Source organism: Pseudomonas cucumis, assembly GCF_030687935.1.
Classification (GTDB): Bacteria; Pseudomonadota; Gammaproteobacteria; order Pseudomonadales; family Pseudomonadaceae; genus Aquipseudomonas; species Aquipseudomonas cucumis.
This window is the reverse complement of the sequence record NZ_CP117454.1, coordinates 1,523,730-1,545,536: the sequence shown is the minus strand read 5'-3', so window position 1 is coordinate 1,545,536 and position 21,807 is coordinate 1,523,730. Positions and strand designations below refer to the sequence as shown.

Here is a 21,807-nt window from a genome sequence, read left to right as displayed (position 1 = left end):
GCCACCACAAACCCTCAACCCCGCACCAAACTCCTCACCGCCGTAATCTGCGGCACTTCCCGCCGATTCATATACACCCGCAGCGGCTCAGTGATGTTGATCCGGTCGTCGATGTTCTGGTCCAGCAGCAACTGGATCAGTTCGCGCTTGAGCGTCATGGTCTGCTCGGGGCCGGGTGCCCAGACGAATTCGCTGGTGGGGATGATGCCGTCGTCGGCCACGTCCATGCCGAACGAGTCTTCGCTGAAGCGAACGATGTATTGGCCGGTCTTGCGATTGAGGCCGACGAAGCCTTTGAGTTGGTCGGCGGCCTGGCAAATGAGCTGGGATGTGATGCGCATGATAAACCTCACAAAAGGTCGTAAAGGACCGGTGATCGATGGTTTACACGCAGGGCAAGCGAACGGGTTTCCCTCTGCCGGGGAAATTGCCGAGGCCAAGAGTACTGCAAAGAACCGCACAAAAGCGCTGAAAAAAAATGCTTTAAATACGTTTATGTCGGTCTGGCGATAGCGCAAGTGGCGCTCAGTTGTTAAAAGATAGGTCTTTGAAAACCCATCGCAAAAGGACTTCGACCATGCCTGTCACCTTCACCAAGAGCGCCTTGCTGCTGAGCCTGATGCTCGGCCTCGGCCAGGCACAGGCTGCCAACGAGCCAAGCCCCACCGCACTGGCCACCCGTCTGGGCATTCCGCACCCAGCGGTGATCGCCCACCGTGGCGCGTCTTTCGATGCACCGGAATCCACCGCCGCGGCCTACAAACTGGCCCGCGATTTGGGTGCCGATTACTTGGAACTGGATCTGCAGCGCAGTAAGGACGGCGTGCTGTTCGCCCTGCACGACAACAACCTGCAACGCACCACCGACGTCGCCACCAAATTCCCCGAGCGCAAGGACAGCCTGGCCAACGAATTCACTATCGCCGAACTCAAAACCCTGGATGCCGGCAGCTGGTTCAACCGCGCTTACCCGGATCGCGCACGCCCGAGCTACGCGGGTCTGAAGATCCTGACCCTGGACGAAATCATCGACATCGCCCAGGGCAACCCGCTGCACAAGCCGGGCCTGTACATCGAAACCAAGGAGCCAAAACAGTTTCCCGGCATCGAGCGTGACCTCAAGGATAAATTGCAGGACCGTGGCTGGCTGAGTCCTACCGGCTCAAAACTGGCGAAGAGCAATCTGGCAGTCGGCCAGGGTAAGGGCAAAGTGGTGCTGCAAACTTTCGAGAAGAGCAGCCTCGAACTGCTTGAGAAGGAAATGCCGCAAGTGCCGAAAATCCTGCTGTTGTGGGTCGGCGAAGGCAGCATCGAGCCGAAATCCAAAGTGACGTTTGCTGAATCCGGAGACAAGGACAAAGCGACTTACTACGCCAAACAGGAACCGAAAGACAAAGCCGAATTCCAGCAATGGGTCGAGTACGCCAAGGCCCAGGGCGCTATCGGCACCGGGCCTTCTGCCGCGCTGACCAAGGGCGGCGATCAGAGCTATTCGGACCTGGTGAAACCGTGGATGAACCAGTTCACCCACGATCAGGGCATGCTGGTGCACGTCTACACCATCGACGATGCCGTGGATTATCAGAAAGTGACGGATGCCGGTGTCGACGGCATCTTCACCAATCGCGCCAGCGAACTGCTTAAGTTCTACAAGCGCCCGGCAGCGGCGAGTGTTGCGCAGTTGTTGCAGAACAACGGGTACTGAGTGACACAAAACACCGAGTGGACTGGCCGCCTGTGGTTAGGGCGTGACTATGGCCTGATCCACGCAGAGCTGGGGCGCACCGCGCCCCATGCCCATTACGCCCATCAAGTGATCCTGGCCCCTGATCGACCGGTCACCGTCAGTCTCGACGGCGTGAACCAGACGGCCCATCGCTTGTTCATCCCCTCTCAAGTCTGCCACTCCATTGTCGATTCGCCGGATGCGGTGTTCACGGTCTATGCCGAGCCATTGATGTTCGACGCCCAGGCGCTGCACAACGTCGTGTTCGAAGCTGCGCTGTCCCTGGAAAGTCTCGACCACGCTGTTCGCCATTGTCCGCGCCGATCCCTTGGCGATCCTCGGGTCGAGCGCGCCTTGTCCGCCCTCGACAGATGGCTGACAACCAAGGTGCCAGGTAGCGCATTGGCCGCAGAGGCGCACCTGTCCTTGAGTCAACTGCAACGGCTGTTCGCCAGCCAGCTCGGCCTGCCCGTGCGCAGGTTGGTGCTGTGGCGGCGACTACGAATGGCGATGGTGCTGATTCTGGCCGGCAGCCCCGTGACCGATGCGGCGCACGAGGCCGGGTTTGCCGATTCTGCGCACTTCTCCCGGAGTCTGAAAAAGCTCTTCGGCGTGACCGCTCGCCAAGCGTTGCACCACATCGATTTGCGTCTACTGGCTTGATTCAGTGCCGCAACGGCTCAGGCACCGCGGGCTCTTTGCTCAACGACTCCGGCCCGAACGGGTCCAGCAGTTGCGCCATGTAGTCCCGAGGGAAGTCTGGACGGCTGCCGATGCCCAGGTCGCCCTGACGGATTTTATAATCCGTTGTGTAAAAACCGGTCCCCAGCAGCCAGTCCCACAGGTTGAAGAACAAGGCAAAATTCACGTCGCCGGCCCGTCCATACTTCATGTGATGAAAGCGATGCACCGGCGCCCAGGCGAACACCCAGCGCAAGTACCCCAGTTGCATATCGACATTGGAATGTTGCAGCAGTAACTGGATGGCGATGGCGAATGCCAGCAGCGCCGCTACATCTGACGGGATGCCCAGCATCAGCAACGGCAACAGCCCCGTCGAGGCTTCCAGCAGCTGATGCAGCGGATGTTTCATCAAGCCATTGAAGCAGTACAGCCGTTGAACGCTGTGATGCACCGCATGCAGCCGCCACAACCATCGCACACGGTGGCTGGCGTAGTGCATCAGGCTAATGCCGGCGTCGGCAATGAACATCGCCAGCGCCAGTTGCAGCCACAGCGGCCAACCCCTTGGCCATGCTCCATCGGACGACAACAGCGCCACCAGGCCCGGTAATGCGAGCAAACCCACGGCATTCAACGCCTCGTTGACCAGCGAATGCAGAATATCTCGCCGGCGATCACCGGCCGAAAGGTTCCAGCAGGCTTCATAGGGCAATGCCCATTCGGCGGCGAACGCCACCGCCAACGCCGCGAGAAACAGCGGCAACAGCCACAGCGTCGACTCCCCTACCAGCCACAATCCTGCCCCAATGAATCCGCCCCAGAACAGCGGCGCGTACAACCCGGCAACGATGAGTTTCATGTTCACCTCCATTGATCGAGGGTCCAGCATGAAAGCTGGCGACGGCAGGGAATTGAACAAACGACGCAATCGAAGGTGGCGTTTTAAGGATGAGTTAAGTTGCGGCGATTAATCTGAACTCACTTAAACAGCTCACCCGCTTAAACAAATACCCCAAGGAATGAACCGATGAAAACCTTAACTGCCCTGTTCACCGCTGCCGCCCTGACCCTCACCGCTGGCCTGGCCCAGGCAGGCGTTCGCGACGACCAGATCCCCGAGTTGGTCAAAAGCGGCAAGATCAAACCCCTGGAAGAAATGAACCAGGCCGCGCTGAAGTTGCATCCGGGCGCCACAATTACCGATACCGACCTGGATAACCACTTCAACGGTTACGAATATGAAGTTGAACTGCGTCTGGCTGACAACACCGAATGGGACGTGGACTTCGATGCTGCCACTGGCAAGGTCCTGAGCAACAAACAAGACAAGTGATTCAACTGCAAAAAGCCGCACGACTTTCGGGTCGTGCGGCTTTTTTGCGTTCGGCGTCAGGCCGTTCGCTGAAGCGACGAACGAAGCCGCGACAATTCGCGCAAGCCCGCTAGAATCCCTCAAAACCATTTGGCATGTTGAAGCAGAGAACCAAGGATATGGGGCAAACAGCGGCAGCAGACATCGCCACAATCAGCCGGATCAGCGCGGTGCCGGCGATTCTTCAGGTGATCAGTGAGTTGACCGGTTTGCGGTTCGCGGCGGTGGCTCGTGTTACCGAGGAGGCCTGGACTGCCTGCGCAGTGCTTGATCGACTGGATTTCGGTTTGCAGGTGGGCGATGAAATGGATCTAGTCTCCACCCTGTGCAACGAAGTCCGCCAAGGCCACCACTCGGTGGTGATCGACAAGGCCAGTGAAGATCCGCGCTACCGCGATCACCACACGCCCCGCACCTATCCATTCGAAAGCTACATTGCCGTCCCGATATTGCGCACCGACGGGCGCTTTTTCGGCACCCTTTGTGCCCTTGATCCCAATCCGGCGCCGCTCAAGGCCAGTACGATCCAGAGCACCATGGAGTCGTTCGCCCGGATGCTGGCGCTACAGATCGAGGCGGAAGAAAACCTGCAACGGACCGAAGCGGCACAGATCAAGGAGCGCAAAACCGCCGAGCTGCGCGAACAGTTCATCGCCGTGCTTGGCCATGACCTGCGCAACCCGTTGTTCGCCATCAGCGCCGGCGCCGAAATGCTCCTGCGCAAAGTCTCTGACCCGGCGAACGAGCAACGGGCCCGGCACATCCTCACCAGCGCTCGACGGGCGACCAAACTGGTGGACGATGTGCTGGACTTCGCGCGAGGTTCACTGGGCCGAGGCATCCCCGTAAATATCGAGCCGTGCCCGGATCTGGCGGATGCATTGCGGCATGTGATTTCCGAGATCCAGAGCATTCACCCTAAACGCATCATTCAGTCGTCGATTGGCGACTTGAGCAACATTCATTGCGATCGCGAACGGGTCACGCAATTGCTATCCAATCTGCTGGCGAACGCCGTTGTCCACGGTGATCCCAATGGCCCGATCGAGGTCAGTGCGCAGGTCAACGAAGGGCACTTCGTGTTGAGCGTGAAAAACCAGGGGCTGATTGCCGAAGATGCACTGCCGCACCTGTTCCAGCCCTACTCGCGACCGACCGGCGGAAGACCGCAGGCCGGCCTCGGGTTGGGGTTGTACATTGCCAGTCAGATTGCGCAGTCCCATGGCGGGCAACTGGAGGTGGTATCGACCGAGCAACAGGGCACGACGTTTACCTTCAGCTTGCCGGTGTGACCTGCCAGGCTCGAATCACTTGACCATGATGATCAACGGCTTGGAGCGCCAGATTCGGTCGTCCCTAAAAACCTCGTAAAAAGTAGTCACCAAACCCGGTGCGATGAAGGTTTCCTTCACATAGAAATGCACAGGGTTTATTTCTTCAATCTTGGTGATCGTGTGCGTAAAAACTGTTTCAGTGCTCGTTTTGGTGATCCATACCACCTCAAGACGGTCCCCTTCGCTCAAACCCTGTTCGCCAGGGACAGACGCCCGCAGACCGGGAGCCCCGGGTAAAGACACCTCGCCTTCGTACTCTTGCCCGTCGACCGGCGTCATGCTCGGGATCTCCAGTTTTTTCAACACTTCAAGCGTAGACATGAAAACACTCCTTATCAGGAAATAGCGCCAGAGCGCAGACCCGATCATCAAGCCGTTCGGAATGGTCCTCGTCTACTGTCAGAACTAACAGGTACCCTCTAAATCAATGGGTTCGAAACGACGAACCCGACCAACGGTCATGCCTGCTGAATGGAATCTGCGATACACAGCCCCTTTCACTAAGCGCTCAACCGCGCCGTCACATCATTCAACTGCCCCGACAAGCCATGCAGATTTTGGCTGGCCGCCTCGGTGCGCTGCACGTTGTCCAGGTTGGTACTGGCGATGCTGGTGATTTCGGTGAGGTTGCGCGAGATGTCTTCGGCCACTGAAGTCTGTTCTTCGGCGGCGGTGGCGATCTGGCGGTTCATGTCGCGGATGGCTTCCACGGCATGGGTGATTCGCTCGAGCATGGCGCCGGCCTGGGTCACTTGCTCCACGCTTTCCTCACTGCGCGACTGTCCGCTTTCAATCGCCTGGGCCGCGTCCACCGCGCCGGTTTGCACAGTTTGAATGATCTGGTTGATCTCGATGATCGACGCCGCCGTGCGCTGGGCCAGGCTGCGCACTTCATCGGCGACCACCGCAAAACCACGCCCGGCTTCACCGGCACGGGCTGCTTCGATTGCCGCGTTGAGTGCCAGCAGGTTGGTCTGTTCGGCAATGCCGCGAATCACTTCCAGCACTTTACCGATGCGCCCGCTGTCGGCTTCCAGACGACGGATGACCGTGGCGGTGTTGGCGATTTCGCCGCGCATTTGGGTGATGGTGTGAATAGTCCCCTGCATGACTTTTTCGCCCTGCTGGGCGGACTGGTCGGCATCATCGGCCGCACGTGCCGCGTCGGCTGCGTGACGCGCGACTTCTTGCGCGGTGGCAGACATCTCATTCATCGCCGTGGCGACCTGATCGGTGCGATTGAACTGCTCGTTGGTGCCGCTGGTCATGACGCTGGCGATGGAATTCAACTCGCCGCTGGCGCTGTCCAGGTCCGACGCGCTGCGCTGCAAGCGGCTGAAGGTTTCGGCGAGGAAATCGCGCAAGGTGTTGGCGGCCCTGGCCAGGTTGCCCAACTCGTCCTGACGGGTACTGGCCACGCGCTCGGCAAAGCGGCCCTGGCTGAGTTGTGCCACGTAATCGATCAGTTTACGGATCGGCTCCACCAGGTTGCGGTTGACCAGCCACAGACTCAACAGACCAATCAGCACGCCCGACACCAACATCACCACGAGCCCCAGCAACACCGTCTGATCGGCGCTGGCACTGATCAGCTTCGATTGCTCGGTGCCCTGCTTGCGCAACTCGCTGACCAACTCGCTCATCTGCTCACTGGCTGCTCGGTCCACGCCTTTGACCGCGTTGTCGCCGGCTGTTGGGTCGGCACCGGCCGCCACGTAGGCATCCCGCCCCTTCTGATAGGCCGCGCCTAATACACGATGTTCTTCACGCAGACGTTCGATGCGGGTCTTGAGTTGCGGCTCGATGCCCTTCTGCCCCGCCAGCTCACTCAGGATGCTCTGCACGTCGCGCTGGCGGTCCTCGAACTGCTTCCAGTATTTATCCAGGTTCGCAGGTTCCTTACCGCGCAGCAGAACGTTCTTCCACTCCTGAACCTGCACCTTGAATTGCAGGTTGGCTTCATCGATCAATTGCGAAGTGTGCAGCGGGCCTTCGATCAGGTTCGCGTAGTTCTGAACGCCATTGGACAGAAAGTGAAAGCAGGCCAAAGCAATCAGCAACATTGCCAACAGGCTGCCACTCAACAGGGCGAGAATTTGTGCTCGAAGGGACTTTTGCAAAGACATCGGGAAGTACTCTAAACAGGAATGAGGCACGCGGATGAAGGCGTGAAAAGTATCCGGACATCCCTGTCTGCCACATTGGCCCTTGGCCGAAGGCGCGCAAACTTAACCCAAGCGTGATCGGCGTGCCAGAGCGGTTCTTGAGGAGAATCCGACCATCGGTATCGCAATCGTTTGCGTACACCTGGCCGTCACAAAACCGTCATGAGCGCTTGCAATGATGGGGCTCAAGTGAACCTGTGAAACCTGCGACAGGCGCCTCCTCACAGCGAGACCTCATGAACCACAGCATTGACCAGCGCCATCGCGATTCCGATCTGTTCGGCCTGCTCTACGGTTTCAGTTTTCGCCCCGGCGAGCGCGGCCGGGAAATCGATTCGGCCAAGGCGCTGCACTGCCTGCAACAACCGGACGACAGTGATGAGTTTCTCTGGCTGCACCTGAACCTGGCCCATGCCGCGTGCGAGCGCTGGATGAAAAGCCACCTGGCGTTGCCCGATGAGTTTTTCGAAGCGTTGCACGAAGGTTCTCGCTCGACGCGCATCGAGCATGTCGACTCGGCGTTGCTGGCGGTGGTCAACGACGTGGTGTTCAACCTCAGCAGCATGGTCTCCTCGGATGTCTCGACGCTTTGGGTTTGTGCCCGCAGTCGGCTGATCATCAGCGCACGCCTGCAACCGCTGCACTCGGTGGACAAACTGCGCTCTTCGGTGAAGGCCGGTGAATGCTTTCGCTCGCCGCTGGAACTGCTGGTGCATTTGCTGCGCGATCAGGGTGAAGTGCTGACGCAGATCGTGCGCAAGACCAGCCTCAGCGTCGATCAGATCGAGGATGAGTTGCTGTCGTCGCGCCTGTCCACCAACCGCGCCGAACTGGGCGCCAACCGCCGGGTGCTGGTGCGCCTGCAACGGTTGCTGGCGCTGGAGCCAGGGTCGTTACTGCGCCTGCTCAATCGTCCGCCGCAATGGTTGCAGAAGGAGGACGTCAAGGAACTGCGCAAGTCCACGGAGGAGTTTGCGCTGATCATTAACGACCTCACGGCCCTCGGTGAACGGATCAAGCTGTTGCAGGAAGAAATCGCCGCCAACCTAAACGAACAGAGCAACCGCACGCTGTTCACCCTGACCGTGGTCACGGTGCTGGCGCTGCCGATCAACATCATCGCCGGCTTCTTCGGCATGAACGTCGGCGGCGTACCGCTTGCCGGCGATCCGGAAGGGTTCTGGATTCTGGTGGCATTGGTCGCGACGTTTACCCTGATTGCCGGACGCTGGGCGTTTCGCAAGCGCCAGGATTATTGATCACAACCCTCACCGCCCTCCCCGTCCTCGCTCCTACAGGGATTATTTTTTGCCCGGCGAAAGCATTTCGTCGCAAATTCAGGGGATTGCGCCTTTATTGATCCACCACCCGCCGGATTGCACTTCAGTTTGCTAACGTGTGGCCGACTCATAAGAGACTCGATGCATTCAGGAGTGGAATCGTGAATCTGTATATCAATCAGCTTCAGCACAAAGCTGACTTTAAAGAAGCCATCTACGCTGGCGACATCTTCCTGAACACTCAGCTGCGCGCCGCCAAAGAGCTATGTGCGTTCGCCCAGGAAAGCATCACCGCCGCCTTCGACGGCGAGACCAATCACCAGGCGCTGCACACGCTGATGCCGGTGGAAGAATTCGTGGTACTGGTGACGCGCCTCAAAGGCCAGTTCACCAACAGCCAGCGCGCCAAGGACCTGATCCTGTCGTTTATCGACGAGATCGGTGTCGACCCGCGTGAGTACATTTTCGACGTGCCGCGTATTCGCGTGGTGCCGAACTATGACTACCTGCACGCCGGTGTCAGCTACGCCTACAAGCCTCATCGCGACACGTGGTACGGCAGCGTCGATTGCCAGATCAACACCTGGATGCCGGTGCATACCATTCGCCCCGACCAGACCATGATGATCAACGCCGGTTACTTCGACGTGCCGGTGAAGAACACCTCCAGCGAATGGAGCCTCAACGACTGGATCAACAACCAGCGGCACAAGGCCAAGGACAACCTCAAAGAGGAAGTCCGTGTGCACCCGGTGCCGCTGGAGGCGATCAACACCGCGTCTGAAGTGCGTATCGCCGGCAACACCGGCGAGATGCTGATCTTCTCCGGCTCGCATCTGCACGGCACGGTCGCCAATCACACCGAACAAACCCGCTTCAGCGTGGACTTCCGCCTGATGCACCTCGACGACCTCAAGCACAAGCGCGGCGCGATCAACGTCGACAGCGCTTGCCCTGACGTCGGTGCCGGTTTCAAAGACTATTTCCACGCCCACGACTTTTCGAATTTCCAAGGAATCGACCAATGACCAAGCGTCGCATCACGCCTGCCGAGGCCCAGTACAACGAAACCCGTGCCAACGTCCTGAAACGGGTCGATGCCGAGTACGTGGCCGACGCGCCGTTCGTCTTCGCCAACCGTATTGGCGTGACCGCTGCTCTGTCGCGCATGGAACTGTTCAAGAAAGTCGCCGAAATCCCGGGCGCGATCATTGAATGCGGCGTGTACAAGGGCAACTCGTTGATGCTCTACATGCACCTGTCGATGATCCTGGAACCCTACGCTATCAACCGTTCGATTATCGGCTTCGACACCTTCGAAGGCTTCCAGAGCATCGACAAGAAAGAAGACCCGGCAGACGTCAACGAAACCATGTTCTCCGACACCGACCAGTCGCTGATCCAGGACATGATCGACGCCAACGACCTGCTGCGCCCGGTCAACCGTATCCCGCGCTGCGAGCTGGTCAAAGGCGACATCGTCAAGACTGTGCCGGAGTGGGTCCAGACCCGTCCGGACCTGGTGGTGGCGATGCTGATCCTCGACACCGATCTGTACGAGTCGACCAAAGTCGCTCTGGAAACTTTCCTGCCATACATGCCAAAAGGCGCGATCGTGGTACTGGACGAAGTGGCTTACCGCAACTTCCCTGGCGAAACCAAAGCCCTGCGCGAAGTGCTCGACCTGAACAAGATCGAACTCAAGCGCCTGCCGTTTGATTCGTGTGTAGGCTACTTTCACGTCTAACCCATAACCCTGTGGGAGCGGGCTTGCCCGCGATGGCAGCATGACAGACAACATTGATGTTGAATGTACCTGCCTCATCGCGGGCAAGCCCGCTCCCACAGGTTGTGTGTTGTTTTTCAGGTTGTGGATTGGATGACTTGACCCAGCCGATCTTTGCTTTTTAAACCTCGCAAGCCCTGCGCACCAACAGCCGCTCACGCACCACGTCGTAACCCCAGTGGTAGACGTAGGTGTACGGCAGGAAAAACAGCAGCACGCCGATGTCCAGCAGGAACGCCTGCCACAGGCTGACCTTCAGCCACCAGGCAATCAACGGCACGCCGAACGCTACCAGACCACCTTCGAACAACAGCGCATGCACCACGCGGACCCACGCGTTACGCACAATGGCAAAGCGCTTGAGCAACCGGTCGAACAAGCCGTTGAAGACCACGTTCCAGGCCAGGGCAAGGGCTGCAATGGCCATGGTTACCGCGCCCATTTCCAGCATGGGTTTGTCCATGACCCAGGCCAGCAGCGGGGTGCAGATCAATATCGCCAGCAGTTCGAAACCGATGGCCTGGAAAATTCGTTCAGTGATGGATTTGTTGGCGTTCATGGCCAGACTCCCTGAGTGACTATGGTTGCCATGATCCGTCATCACACCGATACTTCATAACCAACAACCATCGATCAAGGCGATAGTTCATGGCATCCCACGAAGTGCTGCTGGCGTTTGTCCAGGCGGCGACTCAAGGCTCGTTTTCTGCCGCGGCGCGCAAGCTCGGTCGCAGTCAGTCGACCATCAGCGCGGCAGTGGCCAGCCTGGAAATCGACCTGAACCTTGTCCTGTTCGACCGCAGCAGTCGCAAGCCGAGCCTGACCCCGGCCGGGCACGTCATGTTGCAGCGGGCCGAGGAGATTCTGGCCGCCACCAGCCGTCTGGAAATGACCGCCAGCCAACTGTCCCAAGGCGTCGAGCCGAAGCTGACGGTAGCGATTTCCGATACCTACCAATCCGACCGTTTCGAAGCGGCGCTCAGTGCTTTCGAGCAGCGTTATCCAGACCTGGAACTTGAATGCCTGATCGCCGAATGCGATGACTTGGTGGCGCTGGTGCAACGCGGTCGAGCGCATGTCGCCTTCGCCGAGATGCAGGACAGCTACCCACCCGACCTGGTCAGCTCGACGGTGGACGAGCGCACGGAAATCGCCCTGTTCGTGTCCCACACTCACCCGTTGGCGAAGCTGAAGGGAATCGATCAAGACGTGCTGCAACAGCACCGCGAGCTGCGTCTGGCGACGATCGTCAATCCGTATGAAAGCAGGGCGAAGGGGCGCGTCTGGTCGGCACCGAGCTATTTGATGCTGCTGGAAATGGCCCAGGGCGGGTTCGGCTGGGCGCCGTTGCCTCGGTGGTTGGTGGGGCGGTTCGGGGCTGGCTTGCTGGTGGAGCTGAAGGTGCGCGGCTGGCCGAAACCGGTGTGCGTCGATGCGCTGTGGTCGCGCCTGCACCCGCCGGGGCCGGCGGGGAGTTGGTTATTGAGCAAGATGCTGGAATGAAGACCCTGCGGCCCTTATCGCGGGCAAGCCTCGCTCCCACAGGGTTCTATGTCAGACACAGATTTTGCGCACATCATCGTTCACTGTGGGAGCGGGCTTGCCCGCGATGGGGCCAACTGCCGCACCGCACATCCATGATCATCCCAACTCCCGTAATCGCCCCTCGATAAACCGCCGCTCCGGCACTTGCTGCGTCAATTCCAGCGCCCGCTCATACGCCGCCCGCGCCTCTTCCACCCTTCCCAACTGCCGGTAAAACTCTGCCCGCGCCGAGTGCGCCAGGTGGTAATCCAGCAACTCGCCCCGCGCCAGAATCCCCTCGACCAACATCAACCCGGCCAATGGCCCATCGCGCTTGGCCAGCGCCGCCGCGCGGTTGAGTTCGATCACCGGTGACGGCACGGCCCGCAGCAGTACGTCATACAAACCGACAATCTGCGGCCAGTCCGTTTCCGCTGCCGAGAGCGCTTCGGCGTGCACCGCCGCAATCGCCGCTTGCAGGCAATAAGGCCCGAAGCGCCGTGTCGTCAGCGCCCGCTCAATCAGGGCACAGCCTTCAGCAATCAGCTCGGCGTCCCATAACGAGCGATCCTGCTCGTCCAGCACAATCAGTTCACCGCTCGATGAGGTCCTGGCCGGGCGCCGGGATTCATGCAACAGCATCAGCGCCAGCAGCCCCATCACTTCCGGTTCGGGTAGCAATTCCATCAACAATCGACCGAGACGAATCGCTTCACGCGTCAGCTCTTCGCGGGTCAATTCGTTGCCGATAGACGCCGAATACCCTTCGTTGAACACCAGGTAAATCACCCGCAGCACACTGTCGAGACGCTCAGGCAGTTCTGTCAGGGTGGGCACCTGATAAGGGATTTTCGCGTCACGAATCTTGGCCTTGGCCCGCACGATGCGCTGGGCGATGGTGGCCGGCGCCGAGAGAAAGGCCCGGGCGATTTCTTCCGTGGTCAGGTCGCAGACTTCACGCAGGGTCAACGGCACTTGGGCGTCCGCCGCGAGTGCCGGGTGACAACAGGTGAAAATCAGCCGCAAGCGATCGTCTTCCACATCTTCATCACTCCAGTCAGCCTGCTCCAGCTCTTCCAGTTGAGCGATCAACATCGGCCGGGATGCGTTAAAACGCGCACGCCGGCGCAACACATCGATAGCCTTGAAGCGCCCGGTGGACACCAGCCAAGTGCGCGGATTGTCCGGCACACCGTCACGCTGCCAGCGTTCGACCGCGACGAAGAACGCCTCGTGCAGCGCTTCTTCGGCGAGGTCGAAATCGCCGAGCAGACGGATCAGGGTCGCCAGAATCCGCCGCGAGTCTTCGCGGTAGACCTGCTCGACTCGCGCCCGTACCGACTCGCCAGGCATCAGTCCGGCATGCCTTCAGTCACCAGCGTCTCCAGCCGATCGAGGCTTTGCCCCCAACCGTCATGAAACCCCATGGCCTCGTGCGCCTGACGATCTTCTTCGTTCCAGTGCATGGCGCGAGCGGTGTAGAGGGTTTTGCCGTCCCGGTCTTCGAGCGTCACTTCGGCGGTCATGAACGGCTTGCCGGAGGGAATCCAGCCGGGAAGAAAAGCGTCGGTGAACACCAGACGCTCCGGGGCGACGATCTCCAGAAACACGCCCATGGTCGGGTACTCGGAGCCATCCGGCGCCCGCATCAGGGTGCGAAACTGACCGCCCACCCACAGGTCCATTTCGCACTCGGGCGTGGTCATGCCGTGAGGCCCCCACCATTGGGCGAGCAGCGTGGGCTCGGTCCAGGCGCGGAAGATTTTGCTGCGCGGCGCATCGATCAGGCGACTGATGGACAGCTCGAATTTGGCCGGTTTTCGCTGGACGGATTGCGGACTCATGAAAGAACTCCTGTTGTGATTGTTATTCAGGGATTCAACTGGCGAATGGGCCGCACCTCGACACAGCCGACCCGGGCCGCCGGGATGTTGCCGGCGACCTGGATGGCTTCATTGAGGTCCTTGGCATCGATCAGGTAGAAGCCGGCCAACTGCTCCTTGGTTTCAGCGAACGGGCCATCGGTGACCGACATTTTGCCGTTGCGCATGCGCACGGTGGTCGCGGTCTGTACCGACTCCAGCGCTTCGGCGGAGATCATCCGGCCGCTGCCCTGGATCGACTCAGCATAGGCCATGCACTCGGCGTCATTGGGGCTTTCGGGCAGCGAGTGCAACTCGTGCTCGTTGCTGTAGACCAGGCATAAATACTTCATGGGGACTCTCCATTCTTTGGGGCTCTCCATCTCTTGGAGCTCTGCCCTGATCGAACTGATCAACTATGGCTGCAGATGGGGGCTTTGGCGTTGCTTTCCGATAAACAGCCCGACCATCAGGGTTTCAAGTCGAACAGTGCCGCGCCGCTTGTCATGTCGAACGGCGCCGACCAGTGTTCGTGGACGATCTGCCATAGCCCCGCTTCCTGGCGGTAGCACGCGGTGACGCGCATCCAGCAGGCCTGGGTTTCACCCTTTTCATTGGTGCCACCGCAATGCGCCAGCCAGTGCGCGAAAGCGATCTCCTGCGACGGCACGATGTCGATCTCGTGGAACTCGAAAATGTGCGGGCCAGGGCACATCTCCATGCATTCCTGCCAATGCGCACGGTAGGCCGCCTTGCCCTTGAATTGCAGGGCTTTGACGGCATCGAAGGAGACGATGTCGTCGGCGTACAGGGCCATGACCTTTTCCACGTCCTTGGCGATGACCGCCTGGCGATAGTTCTCGATCAGGTTATGGATTTGTGTCTGAGCATTCATGATGGTTTCTCCGTGTTTTTTTATTGAAGACACCCTTAGTCGCCTGGCGAAAAGCCAAATCGACAGCCGAAATAAAAATAATCCATGGCTGCAAACTCGCTAGAATCCGAGGCTCATTTCCGTTGGAAAAAGGACACTCCAGTGACTGCCCGACTCGTGCCTTACGAAAGCCTGAACGCCCTGCAGCGCCAACAGGTCGAGGCTATCGAAATCCACGCTGAACAAATCAAATTCTCCGGCGACATTCATGGTGCGTTGCACACCTTGCTGTCCAAGCCGGGCCCTGGCGTCAAAGGCTTTGCCCTGCTGGTGGAGGATGTTCCGGTGGCCTTCCTGCTGCTCAAGCGCCCGCCGGTTTTGCCGGCCTGGGCGAACGAACACAGCGCTACCCTGCACGCCCTGCAAGTCGATCACCGTGCCCAGGGCAAAGGCTATGGCAAGGCCTGCCTGCAAGCCCTGCCCGAGGTTGCGCGCCAGGCCTGGCCGGAAATCAAAGGGCTGGAGTTGTCGGTGGATGCAGACAATGAGTCGGCCATCGCGCTGTATGCCAAATATGGCTTTGTCGACAGCGGCGAAGCGTACAAAGGCCGAATCGGTTACGAACGGCGGATGGGGCTGGTTTTCTGATTCGTAGAGGGATGAACGATGTTGAATTCAATCGAAGCGCTGGAAGCGATCTACGGCCTGCCCCATGACCGCGCCGTGCGCAAGCAGATCCCGTTTCTGAACGAGGACTATCAGGCGATGGTCCGTGCCTCGCCACTGGTGATTATCAGCTCGGTCGGCCCCGACGGCATGGACGGCTCGCCGCGTGGCGATACGCCGGGTTTCGTGCGGATCGTCGATGAACGCACGCTGGCGATCCCGGATCGACCGGGCAACAATCGCATCGACACGTTGCGCAATGTCGTGCTCGACTCGCGGGTATCGCTGCTGTTCATCATTCCGGGGATCGGCGAGACATTGCGGGTCAACGGCACGGCGCAGATCAGCGCCGAGCCCGAGTTGCTGGAGAGCTTTGCAGTCAATGGCAAACCGGCGCGCACGGTGATGCTGGTGACGGTGCAAGCGGCGTATTTTCACTGCTCGAAAGCAATAGTGCGTTCGGATTTGTGGAACCCGCAGAAACACCTCGAACGCTCTGCCCTGCCGACCGCCGGGGCGTTTCATAAGCGCCTGAACGATGGGCAGTTCGATGCCGAGACGTATGACCGGGAAGCACCGGCGAGAGTGCGAGATAGTCTCTACTGATTACCCGCCTTCATATTAGATCTGCGATAACCGCCATAACCCTTTGAACACGGGCTCTGGCGGTTTTTTATGGTCACTGGAATTTCATTAAAACCCTGCTGTACTCAGCCAAGGTTCTGGAGATGGTTCTGTAGTCCATCTGCTGGATGCACAACGACAGTGTTATCTCGACAGGGAAATTCGCTATGTCTTTGTTCAAACGCTCGGCTACAGAATTGGTGGGGACGTTCTGGTTGGTGTTAGGGGGCTGCGGCAGTGCGGTCCTGGCGGCGGCGTTTCCAGACGTGGGGATCGGTTTGCTGGGGGTGTCCCTGGCATTCGGTTTGACGGTGCTGACGATGGCCTTCGCTATCGGCCACATTTCGGGCTGTCATCTCAATCCTGCGGTCTCGGTCGGGCTGGTGGTCGGTGGACGATTCCCTGCCAAAGAACTGCCCGCCTACATCATCGCCCAAGTGATTGGCGGGGTCATCGCAGCGGCTCTGCTGTACTTCATTGCCAGCGGCAAACCCGGTTTCGAACTGGCCAGCGGCCTTGCATCCAATGGCTACGGCGAACACTCGCCAGGCGGCTACTCGATGGCGGCGGGGTTTGTCAGTGAACTGGTGATGACCGCCATGTTCATCCTGATCATTCTCGGCGCCACCGACAAACGCGCCCCGGCCGGGCTGGCGCCCATCGCCATCGGCCTGGCGCTGACCCTGATCCACCTGATCTCGATTCCGGTCACCAACACCTCGGTCAACCCGGCCCGCAGTACGGGCCCGGCGCTGATTGTCGGCGGTTGGGCGATTCAACAACTGTGGCTGTTCTGGCTGGCGCCGATTCTGGGTGCAGTCATCGGTGGCGTGATGTATCGCTGGCTGGGTAAAGAGGACAGCTAACAAGGGACATAACGCGAAGATCAGCCTTGTCGGTAGGGCAAGGCAGTCTTCGCTTCTTCTGCATACCCCAACACCCCGACCCGCTCACGCTCAAGGAAGTCTTTCACCGCCGACTTCAAGCCCGGGTGGCGCAGGTAATGCCAGGAATGGGTGATCACCGGTTCGAACCCGCGAATCAATTTGTGCTCGCCCTGAGCGCCAGCGTCGAAACGTTGAAAGCCGTTGGCAATCGCGTAATCCATACCTTGATAGAAACAGGTCTCGAAATGCAGGCGATCGAACTCCGCCAGGCAACCCCAGTAACGGCCATAAAAGCTGTCGCCCCCGACCAGACTGAAGGCCATGGCCACCGGTCGTGAGCCTTGTTTGGCCAGCACCACACGAATCGACTCCGGCATGCGCTCGGCCAGCAGACTGAAAAATTCCCGCGTCAAATACGGTGCTTGCCGACGCACCGCGTAGGTATTGGCGTAGCAGGCATACACAAAGTCCCACTGCGCCTGGTCCAGTTGCCGTCCTTCCAGCCATTCGAAGTCAATGCCCTGCCCGGCCACTTGCTCACGCTCCTTGCGCATTTGCTTGCGCTTGCGCGAACTGAGGGCGTCGAGGAAGTCCTGAAAATCCCGATAGCCGCGGTTCTGCCAGTGGTACTGACAGCCAATGCGCTGCAACCAGCCAGGCTGTTCGGCCAATGCCGCGTCGGTGAATGGATCGGTGAAGTTGATATGGGCGCTGGAGAGTCCTTCGATCTCCAGATAACCCGGCAGGCTCTGCAGGAGTTCGAAGCCGTCCTCGATCGTCGCCGCCAATAATCGCGGGCCGCTGACCGGGCTGAACGGCACCGCCGTCAACAGCTTGGGGTAGTAGTCGATGCCGGCACGCTCACAGGCTTCGGCCCAGGCATGGTCGAACACGTACTCGCCGTAGGAATGCCATTTGCGGTAGCTGGGCAGCGCGGCGATCAGGCGATCGCCTTCAACATGCAGCAGATGCTCGGGCTGCCAGCCGGAATGCGGGCCGAGGCTGGCGCTGTCTTCCAGCGCGCTCAGAAAGGCATGACGCAGAAACGGCTGAGTTTCCGGTACCAGCGCGTCCCAGGTGTGCGGCGCGATTTCGGACAGACTTTCCAGACGTTGCAGCGGCATTAGCATCCCAACCATCATTCTCTACAGATGGGACGAGTATCGCTTATCTGATTGCCTAACCCGAAACAAAAAAAACCCCGCCAAGGCGGGGTTAAAACGAGAGGAGCTTTAACGGATGAAGAAAGAGTTCGTACAGCGTTTACTGCGATTTAGAACACGTATTGGGCGCGGACCACGAAGCCGTCACCGCTGTCATCACCCGTACGACGTGCCGGGGTAGTACCGCTGGCAGCAGTGGCATTGGTCACGTTGTCAGTCTTGGCCTTGAGGTAGGCGCCAGTGATTTTCACCGCTTCGTTGGCGTACCAGTTGACGCCCAAGGTGTGCACCTTGGCTTCGGCATCGCCGACATCGCGGGTCAGGCTGGCGGTAGTGATGTTGTCGTCTTCGACGGTCAGGCTGTCGTAACGATAGAACAGCTCCCAGGCGCCGATGGACTTGTTGGCTGGCTTGATCGCGTCGAACTTGCCGACTTTATAGCCACGGGCTTCGCCAGTGAGGGTGTAGGCACCCTGAACGTAGAAACCGTGACCTTTGATGTCTTCAAGGTTGCTGGCATCGGCCTTGGTTTTGCGGGCGATGTATTCACCCTGGATCGAGGCCGGGCCCATGGCGAATGCGGCTTCCAGGCCGTAAGCGTCATCACGGTCATAGGAGCCGGCAGCCGAAGTGGAACTGCCGCCCAGCACCGGACGGTTGCCGTTGGTGCCGGCGTCGTTGCCGCCGAGGGTTTCGACGCCACGCATGCCCATGCGGGTGCGATAACGCGAATCGAAGGCCGTGTCGGAGACATCACGGGACGCCACGTTCACACCGAAGTGCAGCACGTTGCCAGCGTCATGCATCGGCGCGAATACAAAGCGGCCGTTGACCTGTTTAACGCTGTTGCCATCGGTATCGTCGGTGTCTTTGCTGAACACGCCGGCGGAAGCGTAGAACGAATCAGCGAAGGTGCTGGAGGCTTGCAGGCCCAGACCATTCTGGTGGCTGTTCGCCCAATCGACCATGTCGTACGCCATGTTGCGTTCTGGCGCAGTGACCCACTTGGAGCTGGTGGCTTTTTCCAGGCCGAAGTCCGGGTCGAAACGACCGACTTTGATCGAGACCGGTTTGAAGCCGTTGTAGGCCAGCGACGCTTCGTCGAAGTAACCGTTGTCGGAATCACCGCTGTTGTGGGAGAAATCGTAGTTGATGGTGTAAGCCCAATCCGTATACAGCACACCCGACAGCTCCAGGAAGCCACGACGGATGTAGGCCGCGTCGGCGGTATCGCCGTTTTTGGTGTAGACGCCATCGAACTGGCTGTAGTCCGCCTGCAAGCGACCGCCGAGTTTGAAGCTGAATTCTTTATCGGTAGTGGCGACTTCGAGGCCGCCCTTGGTTTTGACTACGATATCGGCGCCGTCAGTGGTGACGGTGCCAGCGAAAGCCTGGGCGGTTACTGCCATGGCCAATGCGCTGGCGGCAAAACCGGCGAAGTGCTTACGGATCATCGAAGAGTTCCCCTAATTGGTGGTCTGTAGCTTGGAAACACGCGGTTCTGGCCCGCTTGTGTTGGGAGGGAATCTTGGAGGCGGGGTATTTCAGCCGGGTTGCTGATAGATAAAGATTTTATGACAGGGGAACTTTTTTACTTCGAATTGAAATAACGGAAATGCAGCGTCAAGGGATGAGCTGCAAGCCGCAAGCTAGAGCGGCTGAAGGGGTGTATTACGGGCGGGAAAATCTACGGTTTGTTCTTCAGATGCTCGTTGGCAAGCCGTTCAGCGAGCGCATCCAGGTCAGCCACGGCCGGCTCGGGCATCACCTTGAGGGTGGCCTGCATCAACCGCATCTGCCGAATGAATCGCCGGCAATTGGGGCAGAACATCAAATGATGCCGCACCATCAGTCGCTCACGAAAACTCAACTGGCCATCGAGATAATCACTGGAGCGCGCCACTTGTTCCTTGCAGGTCAACATTCGCCGGTTTCCTCAAAATGCTCCACGGTCGCAAAGACCTTCAATCGTGCCCGATGCAGCAGCACACGAACATTGGAGAGCGATATTTCCAGAAGATTACAGATCTCTTCTAACTCCAACCCCTGCCGGTCGCGCAAAAGCAGCACACCTCTTTGCAGGTCCGACAAATTGAGCAATGTATCTTCCAGGCATTCGCGCAGCTCGTTTTCGATCAACAGTGCCTCTGGTGTATCCTGGTGCCAAGCGAATGGCGCAACCAGCCAGTGACCGTCAGCAGAAGAAAAACGATCATCATCAAGAGTGCCATGAGGGGATGGCAGGTCATCGAGCAGCACTTCCCGGCGGTTCTGCTTGTAGCGGTTTTTGGCCGAGTTGGCGGTAATCGTCAGCAGCCAGGTCTTGAGGCTTGAACGCCCCTCAAACCCCCTCAAGTTACGCACAACCGACAACCAGGCATCTTGAACCACTTCATCGGCGTGGCGGTTGCCTACGATAGCGTAGGCCACAGCACGCATGGCACTCTGATAGGTTCCGACCAATTCCTTGAAAGCCTTTTGCTCACCTGCCAGCAAGCGCTCGAGCAGTTGCGCGTCGTCAGCCGCCATTAACAAACCCCTTGTTCTAACCTCGAAAATAAATACAACAGGACTTCGCTGTAGGCATCGTCCTGCTGGCATTTCCGAAAATTACAGCGTTCGGACTATTTCGAATGTAGGAAAAGTCATCACAACTCATAGGAAAGAACAACAGCAGGGCTGATCAGCGCTTGCGCAGAATCACGCTACCAATCGAGTAGCCGGCGCCGAACGAGCTGAGTACGGCCAGCGAACCGCTGACGAGGTCGTCCTGATTTTTGTGAAACGAAATCACCGAACCGGCAGAACTGGTATTGGCATAGGTGTCGAGAATCACCGGGGCTTCTTCTTCGGTGGCTTCACGGCCCAGCAGCTTCTTGACGATCAGGTGGTTCATGCTGAGGTTGGCCTGGTGCAGCCAGAAGCGCTTCACGTCGCTGACATTGAGCTGGTTTTCTTCCAGGTGCGTGGCGATCAGCTCGGCGACCATCGGGCAGACATCGCGGAACACCTTGCGGCCTTCCTGGACGAACAGTTTGTCGGGGGCTCCGATGCCCTCTTCCGCGGCGCGGTTGAGGAAGCCGAAGTTGTTGCGGATGTTGTTGGAGAACTTGGTCAGCAGTTTGGTGCTGACCACGTCGAACTGGTACTTGGACGTCGCGAGATCCGCACGTTCGATGATCACCGCGGTGGCGGCGTCGCCGAAGATGAAGTGGCTGTCACGGTCGCGGAAATTCAGGTGGCCGGTGCAGACCTCCGGGTTAACCATCAGGATCGCCCGGGCCTGGCCCAGTTGCACACTATTGGCCGCAGCCTGGATGCCGAAGGTCGCCGAGGAGCACGCCACGTTCATGTCGAAACCGAAACCCTGAATGCCCAGCGCTTCCTGAACTTCGATGGCGATGGCCGGGTAGGCGCGTTGCAGATTGGAGCAGGCGACGATTACACCGTCGATGTCAGCGGCGGTCTTGCCGGCACGCTGCAAAGCTTGTTCGGCCGCGCCGATGGCCATCTGGCAAAGCACCGACCACTCGTCGTTGGAACGTTCGGGCAGGCGTGGCGCCATGCGCTGCGGGTCGAGGATGCCGTCCTTGTCCATGACAAAGCGGCTTTTGATGCCAGACGCTTTTTCGATAAACGCTGCGCTGGATTCGGTCAATGCCTGGATTTCGCCGCGCGCGATGGCTTCGGCGTTGTCGGCGTTGAACAGCGCGACGTAAGCGTTGAAAGACTGCACCAGCTCTTCATTGGAAATGCTGTTGGCCGGGGTGTACAGGCCGGTGCCGCTGATGACGACGTTATGCATGGTCGTTTCTCTAATCTGTTCAGGCAGAAAGCGCTGGCACCGACGTACCAACACA

Annotated in this window: 25 protein-coding genes; 11 read left to right on the top strand and 14 right to left on the bottom strand. The window is 59.0% G+C overall.

The window, feature by feature from the left end; translation table 11 throughout:
* Positions 1-14: 14 nt before the first annotated feature.
* A complete protein-coding gene (locus PSH97_RS06970) occupies positions 15-341 on the bottom strand; it encodes a DUF2025 family protein (RefSeq protein ID WP_030132586.1) in 327 nt (108 codons plus the stop codon).
* 236 nt (positions 342-577) lie between these two features.
* Here PSH97_RS06970 and PSH97_RS06965 point away from each other — a divergent pair, with 236 nt between their 5' ends.
* Entirely contained in the window at positions 578-1,705 is a 1,128-nt protein-coding gene (locus PSH97_RS06965) for a glycerophosphodiester phosphodiesterase (RefSeq protein WP_305448620.1), read from the top strand.
* Positions 1,706-2,389: a helix-turn-helix transcriptional regulator gene (locus PSH97_RS06960; protein WP_305448619.1), complete on the top strand. Its 684-nt coding sequence runs from the start codon at positions 1,706-1,708 to the stop codon at positions 2,387-2,389.
* A gap of 1 nt (position 2,390) precedes the next feature.
* On the opposite strand, the gene PSH97_RS06955 is transcribed toward PSH97_RS06960, so the two are convergent.
* Positions 2,391-3,269: a sterol desaturase family protein gene (locus PSH97_RS06955; protein WP_305448618.1), complete on the bottom strand. Its 879-nt coding sequence runs from the start codon at positions 3,267-3,269 to the stop codon at positions 2,391-2,393.
* 168 nt (positions 3,270-3,437) lie between these two features.
* Here PSH97_RS06955 and PSH97_RS06950 point away from each other — a divergent pair, with 168 nt between their 5' ends.
* Both PSH97_RS06950 and PSH97_RS06945 read left to right on the top strand, forming a co-directional pair.
* Positions 3,438-3,743 carry a PepSY domain-containing protein gene (locus PSH97_RS06950; RefSeq protein ID WP_305448617.1) on the top strand — a complete coding sequence of 102 codons (306 nt, stop codon included), beginning with the start codon at positions 3,438-3,440 and terminating at the stop codon, positions 3,741-3,743.
* Between the two features lie 158 nt (positions 3,744-3,901).
* Entirely contained in the window at positions 3,902-5,074 is a 1,173-nt protein-coding gene (locus PSH97_RS06945) for a GAF domain-containing sensor histidine kinase (protein WP_305449757.1), read from the top strand.
* Between the two features lie 15 nt (positions 5,075-5,089).
* Here the strand turns inward: PSH97_RS06945 and PSH97_RS06940 are convergent, their stop codons facing one another.
* The gene (locus PSH97_RS06940; protein ID WP_305448616.1) at positions 5,090-5,437 is read right to left on the bottom strand and encodes a hypothetical protein; all 348 of its coding nucleotides are present in this window, start codon (positions 5,435-5,437) and stop codon (positions 5,090-5,092) included.
* Between the two features lie 179 nt (positions 5,438-5,616).
* Positions 5,617-7,242: a methyl-accepting chemotaxis protein gene (locus tag PSH97_RS06935; protein WP_305448615.1), complete on the bottom strand. Its 1,626-nt coding sequence runs from the start codon at positions 7,240-7,242 to the stop codon at positions 5,617-5,619.
* Between the two features lie 275 nt (positions 7,243-7,517).
* Here PSH97_RS06935 and PSH97_RS06930 point away from each other — a divergent pair, with 275 nt between their 5' ends.
* The 3 genes from PSH97_RS06930 to PSH97_RS06920 all read left to right on the top strand — a co-directional run bounded on the left by PSH97_RS06930 (position 7,518) and on the right by PSH97_RS06920 (position 10,308).
* The gene (locus PSH97_RS06930; protein WP_305448614.1) at positions 7,518-8,540 is read left to right on the top strand and encodes a transporter; all 1,023 of its coding nucleotides are present in this window, start codon (positions 7,518-7,520) and stop codon (positions 8,538-8,540) included.
* A 182-nt stretch (positions 8,541-8,722) separates the two neighbouring features.
* Positions 8,723-9,589 (top strand): 2OG-Fe(II) oxygenase family protein, encoded by an 867-nt coding sequence (locus tag PSH97_RS06925; protein WP_007898748.1) that lies wholly within the window; start codon positions 8,723-8,725, stop codon positions 9,587-9,589.
* On the top strand, positions 9,586-10,308 hold the full coding sequence (locus PSH97_RS06920) for a TylF/MycF/NovP-related O-methyltransferase (RefSeq protein WP_007898747.1): 723 nt from the start codon (positions 9,586-9,588) through the stop codon (positions 10,306-10,308). Before PSH97_RS06925 ends, PSH97_RS06920 begins: the two co-directional genes overlap by 4 nt.
* A 160-nt stretch (positions 10,309-10,468) precedes the next feature.
* Here the strand turns inward: PSH97_RS06920 and PSH97_RS06915 are convergent, their stop codons facing one another.
* Positions 10,469-10,906, bottom strand: a complete 438-nt coding sequence (locus PSH97_RS06915; RefSeq protein WP_123360367.1) for a multidrug/biocide efflux PACE transporter — start codon at positions 10,904-10,906, stop codon at positions 10,469-10,471.
* Between the two features lie 89 nt (positions 10,907-10,995).
* On the opposite strand from PSH97_RS06915, the gene PSH97_RS06910 reads away from it, so the two are divergent.
* Positions 10,996-11,850: a LysR family transcriptional regulator gene (locus tag PSH97_RS06910; RefSeq protein WP_305448613.1), complete on the top strand. Its 855-nt coding sequence runs from the start codon at positions 10,996-10,998 to the stop codon at positions 11,848-11,850.
* Between the two features lie 138 nt (positions 11,851-11,988).
* On the opposite strand, the gene PSH97_RS06905 is transcribed toward PSH97_RS06910, so the two are convergent.
* The 4 genes from PSH97_RS06905 to PSH97_RS06890 form a co-directional block, all read right to left on the bottom strand.
* Positions 11,989-13,224, bottom strand: coding sequence for an RNA polymerase sigma factor (locus tag PSH97_RS06905; RefSeq protein ID WP_305448612.1), 1,236 nt, complete (start codon positions 13,222-13,224; stop codon positions 11,989-11,991).
* A complete protein-coding gene (locus PSH97_RS06900) occupies positions 13,224-13,715 on the bottom strand; it encodes an SRPBCC family protein (protein WP_305448611.1) in 492 nt (163 codons plus the stop codon). The genes PSH97_RS06905 and PSH97_RS06900 overlap by 1 nt, the downstream gene beginning before the upstream one ends.
* Before the next feature lie 26 nt (positions 13,716-13,741).
* Positions 13,742-14,086 (bottom strand): YciI family protein, encoded by a 345-nt coding sequence (locus PSH97_RS06895; protein ID WP_305448610.1) that lies wholly within the window; start codon positions 14,084-14,086, stop codon positions 13,742-13,744.
* Positions 14,087-14,202: 116 nt separating this feature from the next.
* A complete protein-coding gene (locus PSH97_RS06890; RefSeq protein WP_305422900.1) occupies positions 14,203-14,628 on the bottom strand; it encodes a YybH family protein in 426 nt (141 codons plus the stop codon).
* Between the two features lie 141 nt (positions 14,629-14,769).
* Between PSH97_RS06890 and PSH97_RS06885 the strand changes: the two genes are divergently transcribed.
* From PSH97_RS06885 to aqpZ, 3 genes are all read left to right on the top strand, one after another.
* A complete protein-coding gene (locus PSH97_RS06885; protein ID WP_305448609.1) occupies positions 14,770-15,255 on the top strand; it encodes a GNAT family N-acetyltransferase in 486 nt (161 codons plus the stop codon).
* A gap of 18 nt (positions 15,256-15,273) precedes the next feature.
* Positions 15,274-15,879: a pyridoxamine 5'-phosphate oxidase family protein gene (locus PSH97_RS06880; protein WP_305448608.1), complete on the top strand. Its 606-nt coding sequence runs from the start codon at positions 15,274-15,276 to the stop codon at positions 15,877-15,879.
* 185 nt (positions 15,880-16,064) lie between these two features.
* Positions 16,065-16,763 carry an aquaporin Z gene (gene aqpZ, locus PSH97_RS06875; RefSeq protein WP_305448607.1) on the top strand — a complete coding sequence of 233 codons (699 nt, stop codon included), beginning with the start codon at positions 16,065-16,067 and terminating at the stop codon, positions 16,761-16,763.
* A gap of 20 nt (positions 16,764-16,783) precedes the next feature.
* Here aqpZ and PSH97_RS06870 read toward each other — a convergent pair whose 3' ends face one another.
* The 5 genes from PSH97_RS06870 to PSH97_RS06850 form a co-directional block, all read right to left on the bottom strand.
* Positions 16,784-17,908, bottom strand: coding sequence for a GNAT family N-acetyltransferase (locus PSH97_RS06870; RefSeq protein WP_305449756.1), 1,125 nt, complete (start codon positions 17,906-17,908; stop codon positions 16,784-16,786).
* A gap of 149 nt (positions 17,909-18,057) precedes the next feature.
* A complete protein-coding gene (locus PSH97_RS06865) occupies positions 18,058-19,401 on the bottom strand; it encodes an OprO/OprP family phosphate-selective porin (protein ID WP_305448606.1) in 1,344 nt (447 codons plus the stop codon).
* A gap of 233 nt (positions 19,402-19,634) precedes the next feature.
* Complete coding sequence (locus PSH97_RS06860) at positions 19,635-19,871, bottom strand: anti-sigma factor family protein (RefSeq protein ID WP_305448605.1); 237 nt, start codon at positions 19,869-19,871, stop codon at positions 19,635-19,637.
* The gene (locus PSH97_RS06855; protein ID WP_305448604.1) at positions 19,865-20,476 is read right to left on the bottom strand and encodes an RNA polymerase sigma factor; all 612 of its coding nucleotides are present in this window, start codon (positions 20,474-20,476) and stop codon (positions 19,865-19,867) included. Before PSH97_RS06855 ends, PSH97_RS06860 begins: the two co-directional genes overlap by 7 nt.
* 154 nt (positions 20,477-20,630) lie before the next feature.
* Positions 20,631-21,752, bottom strand: coding sequence for a beta-ketoacyl-ACP synthase III (locus tag PSH97_RS06850; RefSeq protein WP_008009866.1), 1,122 nt, complete (start codon positions 21,750-21,752; stop codon positions 20,631-20,633).
* Between the last annotated feature and the right edge of the window lie 55 nt (positions 21,753-21,807).

Excerpts from the sequence above, each read along its gene's own strand:
- PSH97_RS06970 (WP_030132586.1), bottom strand. The coding sequence starts at position 341 with ATGCGCATCACATCCCAGCTCATTTGCCAGGCCGCCGACCAACTCAAA.
- PSH97_RS06965 (WP_305448620.1), top strand. The coding sequence starts at position 578 with ATGCCTGTCACCTTCACCAAGAGCGCCTTGCTGCTGAGCCTGATGCTC.
- PSH97_RS06955 (WP_305448618.1), bottom strand. The coding sequence starts at position 3,269 with ATGAAACTCATCGTTGCCGGGTTGTACGCGCCGCTGTTCTGGGGCGGA.
- PSH97_RS06950 (WP_305448617.1), top strand. The coding sequence starts at position 3,438 with ATGAAAACCTTAACTGCCCTGTTCACCGCTGCCGCCCTGACCCTCACC.
- PSH97_RS06945 (WP_305449757.1), top strand. The coding sequence starts at position 3,902 with ATGGGGCAAACAGCGGCAGCAGACATCGCCACAATCAGCCGGATCAGC.
- PSH97_RS06940 (WP_305448616.1), bottom strand. The coding sequence starts at position 5,437 with ATGTCTACGCTTGAAGTGTTGAAAAAACTGGAGATCCCGAGCATGACG.
- PSH97_RS06935 (WP_305448615.1), bottom strand. The coding sequence starts at position 7,242 with ATGTCTTTGCAAAAGTCCCTTCGAGCACAAATTCTCGCCCTGTTGAGT.
- PSH97_RS06930 (WP_305448614.1), top strand. The coding sequence starts at position 7,518 with ATGAACCACAGCATTGACCAGCGCCATCGCGATTCCGATCTGTTCGGC.
- PSH97_RS06920 (WP_007898747.1), top strand. The coding sequence starts at position 9,586 with ATGACCAAGCGTCGCATCACGCCTGCCGAGGCCCAGTACAACGAAACC.
- PSH97_RS06915 (WP_123360367.1), bottom strand. The coding sequence starts at position 10,906 with ATGAACGCCAACAAATCCATCACTGAACGAATTTTCCAGGCCATCGGT.
- PSH97_RS06910 (WP_305448613.1), top strand. The coding sequence starts at position 10,996 with ATGGCATCCCACGAAGTGCTGCTGGCGTTTGTCCAGGCGGCGACTCAA.
- PSH97_RS06905 (WP_305448612.1), bottom strand. The coding sequence starts at position 13,224 with ATGCCTGGCGAGTCGGTACGGGCGCGAGTCGAGCAGGTCTACCGCGAA.
- PSH97_RS06900 (WP_305448611.1), bottom strand. The coding sequence starts at position 13,715 with ATGAGTCCGCAATCCGTCCAGCGAAAACCGGCCAAATTCGAGCTGTCC.
- PSH97_RS06895 (WP_305448610.1), bottom strand. The coding sequence starts at position 14,086 with ATGAAGTATTTATGCCTGGTCTACAGCAACGAGCACGAGTTGCACTCG.
- PSH97_RS06890 (WP_305422900.1), bottom strand. The coding sequence starts at position 14,628 with ATGAATGCTCAGACACAAATCCATAACCTGATCGAGAACTATCGCCAG.
- PSH97_RS06880 (WP_305448608.1), top strand. The coding sequence starts at position 15,274 with ATGTTGAATTCAATCGAAGCGCTGGAAGCGATCTACGGCCTGCCCCAT.
- aqpZ (WP_305448607.1), top strand. The coding sequence starts at position 16,065 with ATGTCTTTGTTCAAACGCTCGGCTACAGAATTGGTGGGGACGTTCTGG.
- PSH97_RS06870 (WP_305449756.1), bottom strand. The coding sequence starts at position 17,908 with ATGCCGCTGCAACGTCTGGAAAGTCTGTCCGAAATCGCGCCGCACACC.
- PSH97_RS06865 (WP_305448606.1), bottom strand. The coding sequence starts at position 19,401 with ATGATCCGTAAGCACTTCGCCGGTTTTGCCGCCAGCGCATTGGCCATG.
- PSH97_RS06860 (WP_305448605.1), bottom strand. The coding sequence starts at position 19,871 with ATGTTGACCTGCAAGGAACAAGTGGCGCGCTCCAGTGATTATCTCGAT.
- PSH97_RS06855 (WP_305448604.1), bottom strand. The coding sequence starts at position 20,476 with ATGGCGGCTGACGACGCGCAACTGCTCGAGCGCTTGCTGGCAGGTGAG.
- PSH97_RS06850 (WP_008009866.1), bottom strand. The coding sequence starts at position 21,752 with ATGCATAACGTCGTCATCAGCGGCACCGGCCTGTACACCCCGGCCAAC.